The organism is Microbacterium sp. H6 (assembly GCF_003314775.1).
In the GTDB taxonomy this organism is placed as follows: Bacteria; Actinomycetota; Actinomycetes; order Actinomycetales; family Microbacteriaceae; genus Microbacterium; species Microbacterium oxydans.
Genome location: NZ_QOAY01000012.1, coordinates 1 through 10,951, shown reverse-complemented (window position 1 = coordinate 10,951; position 10,951 = coordinate 1). Strand labels below are relative to the sequence as shown.

The window sequence follows — 10,951 nt, the reverse complement described above, 5'->3', positions numbered from 1 at the left end:
CGCTGCTGCGTCGACGAGCCTGGTCGGAGGCCGCGCTGTCCGATGCCGGACGCTTCACCCCGCAGGTGCTCGCATCGGGCGGGCCGCACAATGCGTGGGCACCGCTTCCGGCCGAGGCGCAGATCGCCTACGGCGCGCACGGTCGCGTGGCCGGCGCGCTCCAGGCGTCCGCGGTCGGAGGGGAAGGACTCCGCGTGCTCGCAGGACTCGCCGCCGGATGGTTCTTCGGCGCGAACACGGCAGGCGTTCCGGTGTACGACACAGCGACCGGGGTCACCTTCGATGGCGTCGAGACCGACGGGCGGGTGAACCGCAACTCGGGTGCCGAGTCGACGATCCACGGGCTGCTGACGATGCAGCTGCTCGACGCGAACCGGGATGCGGCCGACCTCGCGACATCGATCACCGGACTGCGGTCGTTCTCGGGGTTGCGGGTGCTGGAGGCGGAGACCGCACGACTCTCCCCCGGCTCAACGGTCGAGCGGCCGGAGGGCGGCGCCTGGATCGGTGAAGGCAACCTCTCCGGCGGCGCATACGTGCGCATCCCTCGCGGCGAGTGGGTCGAGTTCGACGTGACCGAGGCGGGCGGGATCCTGCACGGCCTGATCTGGCGGCAGTCCGCCGAGGTCGGCGACGCGGTGTGGGAGGTGTTCCGTGGCCGGAAGCGGCTGTGGCGCTCCACCACGCCCGCCGGCGGCACGGGAGAGCGAGGGTTGACCGAGGCCGACGGGATGCTCGTGCCTGAGCGACTGGGAGGAGATCTGCCGGGCGAGGCCGTGACCGTGCGCTGCACGAGCCGCGGAGACGTGCGTCTTGACGCGCTCGTGGTCCAGCCTGCCGTCGCTTCCGCCGTGTACGCGACCACGAGCGGGACCGCCGTGCTCTACGCTGACGGAACGGGGCGGGACCAGCGCGTCGCTCCCCTGGCTGCGGGGTCGGGACGCGCCTACGAGGCCGATGGCGCGCAGCGCGGGCAGGCTGTCGGTGGGGGAAGGGTGCGCGTCCGCGGAGCCGGGTTCACTGTCACGCGCAGCTAGACCCCCCCTTCCGGGGGGCGCAGGTCGACGGGTAGCGTGCCCCCATGGCGATCACGGCTCGGACCAAGGACTGGCTGCTCGATTCCGATCCGGCGCTGCGCTGGCAGGTGGAACGCGACCTCCTGGGAGAACCGGAACGGGTGTGGCAGGCGACCCGGCGACGCGTGGCGACCGAGGGACTGGGTGCGGCACTGCTCGCGCATCAGGACGCCGACGGGCAGTGGGCCGGCGGAGCGCACTTCCCCGGCGGCTACTTCGAGACCGAGGAGGCGCGTCAGCCGATACAGCCCTGGACGGCCACGAGCTGGTCGTTGAATCAGCTTCGGGAATGGGGCGTCGAGGCCGCGGCGCTCGGAGACACCGCCGAGCGCCTTGCGCGCAACTGCCGATGGGAGTACGAGGATCTGCCGTTCTGGGGCGGTGAGGTCGACGTGTGCATCAACGCCTTCACGCTGGCGAACGGCGCCTGGTTGGGAGTCGATGTCTCCGAACTCGCCCGCTGGTTCCCGGCGCACCAGCTCGACGACGGCGGATGGAACTGCGAGGCGGAGGAGGGCGATTCCGTGCGCTCCTCGTTCCACTCGACCCTCAATGCGTTGCGCGGCATGCTGTCGTATGAACGTCTCACCGGCGACGATTCCCTGCGCGAGGCGAGGCACCGGGGCGAGGAGTACCTGCTGCGCCGCCGACTGCTGTACCGCGAGTCGACGGGCAAGCTCGTGGGCCCGTTCGTCTCGCACTTCGTCTACCCGAGTCGGCACCAGTACAGCGCGCTGACCGCTCTCGACCACTTCCGCGACGCCCGCTTGCACGAGGGAGGCGCGTCCGATCCGCGGATCACCGATGCGCTCGATCTCGTGAGGCGGTCGCGTCAGGACGACGGCACCTGGCTGCAGGGCGCTGCGCTCCCCGGGCGCACCTGGTTCCCGGTCGATGCCGAGGAGGGAGCGCCGTCGCGATGGCTCACCCTCATCGGCACGCGCGTGCTCGACGGTGCAGACGGCCGCTGAACCGTCCGCACCGACGAGCCGACGTCACGTCGTGCGCCGACGTCGCAGGAGAGCGGCCCCGAGGAAGAGCATCAGTCCCCCGACCATGAGAGCGGCCGAGAGGGTGCCTCCCGTGACCGCCAGCGTGGGCGGCGGCGGCGGGAACACCCGCGTGGTCGTCTCCGACGGCGGCGGCACGATCGTTCCGCCGCCGGGCGGGACACCCGTCGCGGTGGCGACGTTGCGCACCTGGCCGCGACCGACGTCGGCGGTGGTGACGGTGTGTGGAGGCACCGTGCAGGTCATCTGCGCTCCCGAACCGAGGCTCGTGGCGGGACAGGTGACCGGACCAGCCGTGGGGTCGCTGACGACGATGTCGTCGATGGTCTGCGCGCCGGTGTTCGTGACGATGATCGTCCACTCGATACGGTCGCCGGGGTCTATGACACCGTTGCCGTTGACGTCGACCGGGTTCGCTCGCTTCTCGAGGGCGAGCGAGTTGGTCCCGTCGAACGGGACCTCGACCGTCGAAGGCGGCGAGACCGGTGGCTGCCCCGACGGCGGGGTGCCCGTGGCGATGGCGGTGTTCGTCAGGAGACCCGAGTCCACGTCGGCCTGCGTCGTCTGATACTCCGCCGTGCACGTGACGATCTGACCGGGCAGCATGCTCGCAGCCTCCGCCGGGCACACGATCGCGGACAGTGAACCGGAGCCGGAGAACGCCGTCTCGTCGACCGTCACGTCGGTGAGGGTGACGTTTCCGGTGTTGGTCACCACGAACGAGTACGCGAGCGTCTGGCCCACGGCCGTCATCGTCGCAGGAGTCGCCGACTTCACGATGCTGATCGCAGGAGCCGGGACGATGGGGACTTCGGTCTCAGAAGGCGGCGAGACCGGAGGAACGAGACCACCGGGCGGAACCCCTGTCGCGGTCGCGCTGTTCGTGACCTGCCCCGCATTCACATCCGCCTGGGTCAGCACGTACGTGGCGGTGCAGACGATCTGAACGCTCGGAGCGAGGGAAGCCGCGCCTGCCGGGCATTGGATCGGAGAAAGCGTTCCCGAACCGGAGAAGTCCTCGTCGTTCACGGTCACGTTGGTGAGAGTGACGTTGCCGGTGTTGGTCACGACGAACGAGTAGGTGATCTCCTGTCCCACCTGATAGGCGTCAGGGGTGTTCGGGCTCGCCGACTTGACGACGCTGATGCCGGGCACGGGGTTAGGGGGGACGACGACGGTCGACGGCGGAGACACCGGAGGCTCACCCGTGGGCGGGGTACCGGTGGTCGTCGCCGTGTTCGTCACGCCGCCCGAGTCGATGTCGGCCTGTGTCACGACGTACGACGCCGTGCAGGTCACGGTCGCCCCTGCCGCGAGCGACGCCGCGCCGGCGGGACACGTGACCACCGGAGGCGTCCCCGTCCCGGAGAACGCCGTCTCGTTCACCGTCACGCCCGTGAGCGTGACGTTGCCGGTGTTCGTCACCAGGAACGAATAGTTGATCGTCTCGCCCGCCGCCGTGAGCTGCGTGCGATCGGCCGTCTTCGCCACGGTCAGCCCCGGTGCCGAGGCGACGGGGATCTCGACGCTCGACGGCGGCGACACCGGCGGCGTGCCCGAGGGCGGGGTGCCGGTCGCGGTGGCCGTGTTGTCGAGGGAGTCGGAGTTGTAGTCGGCGACGGTCGTCGTATAGGTCGCCGTGCACGTGATCTGCGCGCCAGGGATCATCGAGGCGGCTCCCGCCGGGCAGGTGATCACCGGGGGCGTTCCGGTGCCGGAGAACGCCGTCTCATCCACGGTGACGTTCGTGAGCGTCACGTTGCCGGAGTTGGTCACATGGAACGAGTAGGCGATGGCCTGCCCCGCTGCGGTGATCTCTGCGGTGTCAGCGCTCTTCACGAGGGTGAGCGCGGCCGTGGATGTCGCCGGCACGTTCACGGTCGAGGGTGGGGAGACCGGGGGCACGAGGATGCCCGGCGGGACGCCCGTCGCGGTCGCGGTGTTGGAGAGGGAACCGCTGTCGATGTCGGCCTGTGTGAGCGTATAGCTCGCAGTACAGGTCGCCTGTGCCCCAGGCGCCAGAGGCGTCGTCGGGCAGACCGGGGTCGACATAGTGCCGGAGCCGGTGAAGGCGGTCTCGTCGACGCTGATGTCGGTGAGGGGCACATCGCCCGTGTTCGTGACCACGAACGTGTAGTCGATGACCTGTCCGACCGTGAAGTCATCCGGACCGGACGGCGACGCGGACTTGAACAGCGAGATTCCGGGGTTCGCCGCAGCGATGGTGAGGGCATAGTCCTCCACCTCACCGGGGCCTCCGGTACCCGTGGGCGTAGACGTGGTCAAGCCGGTGCCGTTGGCGATCCGGAACCGGGCGAAAGTGGGGCCCGCGACCGTCTGGGAGATGATCCCCGGCCAGGTGAGCGTCACGGACGAGCCGTCCGGGGTTCCCGCCGGCACGGGCGCCGAGACCCCTTCGTTCGCGTCGAAGACGCCGTTCCGGTTGAAGTCGACCCAGCCGACGAGAGTGGCGGTCGTGCCGGGCGCCTTGTTCGCGACCAGCACCGAGACCGAGTAGCTGCCGGTGATGCCTGCCGTGATGGGGCCGAACGTGGAGACGCCGTTCTCGTCGTTGATGAACTGGTTCGGGGCCGTGCCGCCCACCTGGTTGTCGCCGGTGGCGTTCGCGCTGTACTGCATCGCGGTCTCGGCATCGGCCGACCAGCCGAGGTAGGTCGCGGCGTTCAGCTCATGGGAGACGGAACCGTAGCTGGCTGGCGCGTCGCCGAAGTCGTCGGGGACCGTGGCGCACGAGGGGTTGAACCCGTCGATGCCCTCCCCGCCGCTCTGCGCGCGGTAGCCGCGGACCAGGATGTCGCTGGTGCCGGTCGTGTCTCCGGGGCCGCAACGCGGGGTCGGTGTCTGGAGTCCGCCGTTGGTGTTGAAGTCCTGCCCGATGGTCAGGACCGTCGGGGTGGCGGCGAGGTCGACGCGGAGCTCCCCGGCCCCAGTGAGGATCATCGGTCGGCAGGTGATCTGCACCGACGACGGCCAGCGGGCCCCGTTGTCGCCGACATAGGTCGTGCCCGTGATGCGGTGCACGAACGTGTTGGCCGGGCAGGTGCCGGTCTGCAGGTTTCCACGGCTCTGGTCGTAGACCGGTCCGTTGATCCAGGTGGGGTTCACGGTGCCCGTGACGACGCCGGCATTGCTCACCGTGATCGTCGAGCACTGAAGAGCGAAGCGCACCAGGATCGAGTTCGCATTGGGGCTGACCGGAGAGGTCTGCTGACGGTTCTCGGTCTGCACCCCGGTGAGGACGGAGTTCGACGGACACTCGGTCGGCGCGGTCAGGTCTTTGTCCGATCCGACGATCGGGCCCTCGTAGGACGGGCCCAGGTACAGCTGTGCGGCGTCACCGGGGGCGGCGCTCGCCGTCGTCGCAGGGACGACGAGCCCTGCCAGCACGAGAGTCAGCAGTGCGACGACGGCGAAAGGCTTGCGACGCGCACGGGAGACACGAAGACGAGCCAGAAACGATCTGCGCTGCTTTTCTCGCGCAGAGGACAGGACACCGGGCTGGCTGGTCTGAGACGGCATCGAGGCTCCCTCGGCTTCGCTCGCGCGACCACCACGCCGCCCAAGCTGTGATTTTGCCCAGAGTAACGGAGGGCTCGCCGGAATCCCAGGTCTTTTTGGGGACCTCACCTGGGTTAGATCTCCGGTTCTCCCCGCAGCCGGACGCGGCATGCCGGAATTCTTTCTTTTGAGTTATTCAAAAAACAAGGTAGCCTCGGGGGATGGAGACAGAACTCGACTCGGCGCTTCGCGGCGCTGGGCTTCGGGCGACCGCGGGCCGCGTCGCCGTTCTCGAGGCTCTCGACTCCATGGCCCATACGGATGCGGAGCGGGTCTACCGCGCCGTGTCCGAAGTGCTGCCGACCACGTCGATCCAGTCGGTGCACAACATCCTCGCGGACCTGACGACGGCGGGTCTCATCCGCCGGATCGAACCGGCAGGTTCCGCAGCGCTCTACGAGCGGCGCATCGATGACAACCACCACCACGTCGTCTGCACCTCCTGCGGTGCGATCGGCGATGTGGACTGCGTCGTCGGTGAAGCTCCGTGTCTCACCCCGTCCTCGACGGGGGGATTCACCGTCCAGACAGCCGAAGTCACCTTCTGGGGCCTGTGCCCCAGTTGCCAGAACGCCGCGCAGTAGCAGGGCCGCCGATCGCCCGTCCCCGGATGGGGGTGATCGTCGCGCCCACGCGGAGAAGGAGAACACCATGACGAAACCTGCCACCACCACGCAGGCCGGAGCCCCGATCGCGAGCGACACGCATTCGCTCACCGTCGGTGCCGACGGCCCCACCGTCCTGCACGACCACTACCTGGTCGAGAAGATCGCGGCCTTCAACCGCGAGCGGGTGCCGGAGCGCAACCCGCACGCGAAGGGAGGCGGCGCGTTCGGCGAGTTCGTCGTCACCGAAGACGTGTCCGCCTACACGCGGGCAGCCGTCTTCCAGCCGGGAGCGACGAGCGAGACCCTGATCCGCTTCTCCTCGGTCGCCGGCGAGCAGGGTTCGCCCGACACCTGGCGCGATGTGCGCGGCTTCTCGCTCCGCATGTACTCCGAGGAGGGCAACCTCGACATCGTCGGCAACAACACTCCGACGTTCTTCCTGCGCGACGCGATCAAGTTTCCGGACTTCATCCACTCGCAGAAGCGACTGGCCGACTCGGGCCTGCGCGACCCCGACATGCAGTGGGACTTCTGGACCCTGTCGCCGGAGAGCGCCCACCAGGTCACGTATCTCATGGGAGACCGCGGTCTCCCCCTCAGCTGGCGCCACATGAACGGCTACGGCTCGCACACCTACTCGTGGATCAACGCCGCGGGCGAGGTCTTCTGGGTGAAGTACCACTTCATCTCGCAGCAGGGCGTCGAGGCGATGAGCAACGAAGAGGCCGAGCAGCTCGCCGGGTCGGACGCCGACCACTACCGTCGCGACCTGTTCCGCTCGATCGCCGACGGCGAGTTCCCGAAGTGGGACCTCTACGTGCAGATCATGCCGTACGACGAGGCCAAGGACTACCGGTTCAACCCGTTCGACCTCACCAAGACCATCTCCAAGAAGGACTACCCGCGCATCAAGGTCGGCACCCTGACCCTGAACCGCAACCCGGAGAACTTCTTCGCGCAGATCGAGCAGGCCGCCTTCTCGCCATCGAACCAGGTGCCCGGCACCGGCATCTCCCCGGACAAGATGCTGATGGGGCGCATCTTCGCCTACCCGGATGCCCAGCGTCACCGCATCGGCCCGAACTACAACCAGCTGCCGGTGAACCAGCCGCACGCGAGCGAGGCGCGCAACTACCAGCACGAGGGCTCGATGCGCTACCAGTTCAACGATGCCGCGCACCGCACCTACCAGCCGAACTCCTACGGAGCGGCAGGCGGACCGGAGGCCGACCCGTCGAAGGGCATCGAGGTGAACTGGGAAGCCGACGGCGAGATCCAGCGCTCCGCCGCGACCCTGCACGCCGAGGACGACGACTTCGGCCAGCCGGGCACGCTCTACCGCGACGTGTTCGACGGTGAGCAGCGCGCGCGCTTCCTGGAGACCCTGACCGGTCAGGGGCGTTCGATCACGGTCGACGCCATCCGCGAGCGCTTCTTCCAGTACTGGACGAACGTCGACGCCGAGCTCGGTGCCGCCCTGCGCGATCGGGTCTGATCCTCGCGATCGCCGGAACGAGAAACGGCCCCCGGGGACTTCGGTCCCCGGGGGCCGTTTCTCGCAGTGCCCCGTGGCCCGGTGATGCCCGCCCCATCGCCCAGACCCGCGAAGGCGTCTGAGCCCCGCGTCCGCGAACAGGGCCAAGATGGAGAGGTGGCCGTCCCTCTCTCCGACCTGACCAGCATGCCCGCACCCCAACACGTGTACGCCGCCGACGGCACCCGGCTGGCGACCTACACCTGGGGTGAGCTCGACGCCCCGGTCGTGGTCATCGTGCACGGCTTCGCATCGAACGCGCGCGACAACTGGGTGCTCACGGGCTGGGTGCGTGAGCTCACGCGTGCGGGCTATCGGGTGCTGGCGCTCGACCAGCGGGGGCACGGCCTCAGCGAGAAGCCGCACGACCCCGACGGCTATCGCATCCGCACCCTGGTCACCGACGTCGAGACCGTGATGGACACGTACCTCGTCGACGACGCGTTCTACGTCGGGTACTCCCTCGGCGCGCGGGTGGGCTGGGAGGTCGTCCGCGAGCTGCCGCATCGCATCGGACGGGCGGTGCTCGGAGGCGTGCCGGACGGCATCCCTCTCGCGCGGCTCGACCTCGATCAGGTGCGGGCCTACATCGCCGATGGCACGCCGGTGGCCGACCGGACGACACAGAACTACATCGCGCTGACCGAGCGGGTGCCCGGCAACGACCTGCAGGCGCTCGTCGCACTCGCCGAGGGCATGCGGGCATCGGGCATGATCGACCCCGATCCCTCGGATGCGCCGACTCGACCGATCCTCTTCGCCACCGGGTCGAAGGACGCGATCATCGAGGGCTCGCGGGCTCTGGCCGCGGCCGCCCCCGACGGTCGGTTCTTCGAGATCCCGAACCGGAACCACTTCAATGCCCCCGGTTCCCGCGACTTCAAGGAAGCGGCCGTGGCGTTCCTCGCAGAGTCCCAGCCCGCCGAGTCCTAGCCCGCAGAGTCCTCGCCCGCAGAGACCCATCCGACACACGTGTGACCCGGTCGACAGGCGACCGGGCCACACGTCGGGATGCGCTCAGACGGCGGCGGCCTCGTCGCGCTTCGGCAGCACCCATCCCGCACGCGGGAAGTGGCAGGTGTAGCCGTTCGGGTACTTGATCAGGTAGTCCTGGTGCTCCTCCTCGGCCTGCCAGAAGGGACCGGCCGGCTCGATCGTGGTGACGGCCTTCGCGGGCCAGAGACCGGACGCGTCGACGTCGGCGATCGTGTCGCGCGCGACCGTCTCCTGCTCCGGTGTGAGCGGGAAGATCGCGGAACGATAGCTCGATCCGATGTCGTTGCCCTGACGGTCCTTGGTCGACGGGTCATGGATCTGGAAGAAGAACGCGAGGATGTCGCGGTACGTCGTCTTCGTCGGGTCGAACACGATCTCGACCGCCTCGGCATGGCCGGGGTGGTTGCGATAGGTCGCGTGGTCGTTCGAGCCGCCGGTGTAGCCGACGCGGGTGTCGAGCACGCCGGGCTGACGGCGGATCAGGTCTTCCATGCCCCAGAAACAGCCGCCGGCGAGCACGGCCGTCTCGGTTCCAGGGGTGCGGGTGATGTTTCCGTCGTCGGTCATGACTGCTCCTCAGCGGTGTCGGGGGTGTCGGTGGTGGTGGGGCGTGCGAAGAGGACGCTGTAGCGACCGTACCCCTCTTCCTCCAGGCTGTCCGCCGGGATGAAGCGAAGGGCCGCGGAGTTCATGCAGTAGCGCAGACCGCCCTCGGCGCGGGGTCCGTCGTCGAAGACGTGTCCGAGATGGCTGTCCGCACCGGCGGAACGGGCCTCGGTGCGCTTCATCCACAGCGACCGGTCGGTGCGCGTGGTCACCGCGTCGGCGTCGATGGGCTTCGTGAAGCTCGGCCAGCCGGTACCGCTGTCGAACTTGTCGGTCGACGAGAACAGGGGCTCGCCGGACACGACATCGACGTAGATGCCGTCGTCGTGGTTGTTCCAGTAGGCGTTGCGGAACGGCGGCTCTGTGGCGTCCTGCTGCGTCACCTCGTACTGCAGGTGGGTGAGGCCGCTGACGGCCTCGGGGGTCTTGCCGTAGTCGTTCGACATGATCTGGCTCCTTCTCCGACATCGCTGGCTGCGCCGTCTCAGAGAAGAACCGACGAGCGGCCCGATTTGGTCCCGCAGCCCTGGGAACGGGCTGTGAGTTTTCAGGACGCTCGTCGGCTGCCCCCTCTGCGGAGGAGCGTCAGTCGAGCGTCCGCCACGGGCCGCCGGTCGTCGCAGCTTCCGGCTGCTGGTTGCGCGTCCACCACTTCGCCTCGAAACGCATGCCGTCGTGCACGACAGCATCGCCGGCGGTGAAGACGCGGGTGGCCGTCCACACGGTCGCTCCCTCCGCGTCGGATAGGAGCTCCTGCCACGGACCGACGGGGTCGCCTGGGCGCTGGTCGCGCGTCCACCACGACGCCTGCCACAGGCGCCCGTCGAGCGAGACGAGCTGCCCCTCGGCATACACGGTCCCGGTGCTCCATGCGGCGGCGATGGGAAGCACGAGCGGCGAGGCGTCGATCGAAGCGGAGACCTCGAGCGCCCCGTTCACCGCCGCCGCATCGAAGGGGGCCGAATCGATCGACCCGCGCGCGATGTCGTCGGTCGTGAGCCGGACGACGATCGGATCGAGGGTCGTCCTCTCACCGGGGGCGAGCACCCCCACGTCCGCTCCGGCAGCGGTCACGGCATCGAGCGCGACGTTGCCGATGTTCTCGACGGTGCGGGTCCACGTCACGGTGTCGGAGGCATCGGCCACGCCGTTCCCGTTCCCGTCCGCCCACTCACCCACTGCTGCGCCGGACACCCCGGGGGTGCGCGCGATCACATCGACCTCGCCACCCGCCACGGCGATGCGTTTCGTCGACTGCCCTGCCGCCTCGACCGTCCACGTCGTGTCGGCGACGAAGAAGCCGCGGTCGATGTCGGCCTGGGTCACCGTGTGGCGCGCGGTCCCGCAGTCGTACCCCGCGCCGACCGGCAGGTCCCGATACCGACAGTTTCCTGCCCCCGGCGGGAGGAAGGGCGAGAAGTCACCGGATGCGGGAACCACCGAGACCGTGACCGGACTGCGGTTGTCGACCCGGAAGCCGTAGGGCACCTGTTCACCCACCGCGTAGGGGGTCGCCGCCAGGTCTCGCCCGGCATCCGCCCG

At 69.0% G+C, this 10,951-nt stretch carries 8 protein-coding genes and 1 pseudogene; 5 read left to right on the top strand and 4 right to left on the bottom strand.

The genetic code is table 11. The annotated features are described in order from the left end of the window. Positions 1–1,037: pseudogene (locus DSP71_RS00435) on the top strand (hypothetical protein); the annotation flags it as partial. A gap of 44 nt (positions 1,038–1,081) precedes the next feature. Then, positions 1,082–2,047 (top strand): squalene cyclase, encoded by a 966-nt coding sequence (locus DSP71_RS00430; protein WP_113680089.1) that lies wholly within the window; start codon positions 1,082–1,084, stop codon positions 2,045–2,047. 24 nt (positions 2,048–2,071) lie between these two features. Here DSP71_RS00430 and DSP71_RS00425 read toward each other — a convergent pair whose 3' ends face one another. After that, positions 2,072–5,626: a GEVED domain-containing protein gene (locus DSP71_RS00425; protein ID WP_179515707.1), complete on the bottom strand. Its 3,555-nt coding sequence runs from the start codon at positions 5,624–5,626 to the stop codon at positions 2,072–2,074. A 200-nt stretch (positions 5,627–5,826) separates the two neighbouring features. On the opposite strand from DSP71_RS00425, the gene DSP71_RS00420 reads away from it, so the two are divergent. The 3 genes from DSP71_RS00420 to DSP71_RS00410 all read left to right on the top strand — a co-directional run bounded on the left by DSP71_RS00420 (position 5,827) and on the right by DSP71_RS00410 (position 8,740). Further along, positions 5,827–6,249, top strand: a complete 423-nt coding sequence (locus DSP71_RS00420; RefSeq protein ID WP_058632292.1) for a Fur family transcriptional regulator — start codon at positions 5,827–5,829, stop codon at positions 6,247–6,249. 67 nt (positions 6,250–6,316) lie between these two features. Continuing rightward, complete coding sequence (locus tag DSP71_RS00415) at positions 6,317–7,768, top strand: catalase (protein WP_113680087.1); 1,452 nt, start codon at positions 6,317–6,319, stop codon at positions 7,766–7,768. A 156-nt stretch (positions 7,769–7,924) separates the two neighbouring features. Next, complete coding sequence (locus tag DSP71_RS00410) at positions 7,925–8,740, top strand: alpha/beta fold hydrolase (RefSeq protein WP_174799745.1); 816 nt, start codon at positions 7,925–7,927, stop codon at positions 8,738–8,740. A gap of 84 nt (positions 8,741–8,824) precedes the next feature. On the opposite strand, the gene msrA is transcribed toward DSP71_RS00410, so the two are convergent. From msrA to DSP71_RS00395, 3 genes are all read right to left on the bottom strand, one after another. Next, positions 8,825–9,370, bottom strand: coding sequence for a peptide-methionine (S)-S-oxide reductase MsrA (gene msrA / locus DSP71_RS00405; protein ID WP_058632294.1), 546 nt, complete (start codon positions 9,368–9,370; stop codon positions 8,825–8,827). Next, positions 9,367–9,855, bottom strand: a complete 489-nt coding sequence (gene msrB / locus DSP71_RS00400) for a peptide-methionine (R)-S-oxide reductase MsrB (RefSeq protein ID WP_113680086.1) — start codon at positions 9,853–9,855, stop codon at positions 9,367–9,369. Before msrB ends, msrA begins: the two co-directional genes overlap by 4 nt. Positions 9,856–9,994: 139 nt before the next feature. After that, positions 9,995–10,951, bottom strand: a 957-nt coding sequence (locus DSP71_RS00395; RefSeq protein ID WP_258546184.1) for a carbohydrate-binding protein, incomplete at its 5' end; no start/stop codon positions are given.

Bases quoted from the DNA above. Each gene is read 5' to 3' on its own strand.
- DSP71_RS00430 (WP_113680089.1), top strand. From the start codon at position 1,082: ATGGCGATCACGGCTCGGACCAAGGACTGGCTGCTCGATTCCGATCCG.
- DSP71_RS00425 (WP_179515707.1), bottom strand. From the start codon at position 5,626: ATGCCGTCTCAGACCAGCCAGCCCGGTGTCCTGTCCTCTGCGCGAGAA.
- DSP71_RS00420 (WP_058632292.1), top strand. From the start codon at position 5,827: ATGGAGACAGAACTCGACTCGGCGCTTCGCGGCGCTGGGCTTCGGGCG.
- DSP71_RS00415 (WP_113680087.1), top strand. From the start codon at position 6,317: ATGACGAAACCTGCCACCACCACGCAGGCCGGAGCCCCGATCGCGAGC.
- msrA (WP_058632294.1), bottom strand. From the start codon at position 9,370: ATGACCGACGACGGAAACATCACCCGCACCCCTGGAACCGAGACGGCC.
- msrB (WP_113680086.1), bottom strand. From the start codon at position 9,855: ATGTCGAACGACTACGGCAAGACCCCCGAGGCCGTCAGCGGCCTCACC.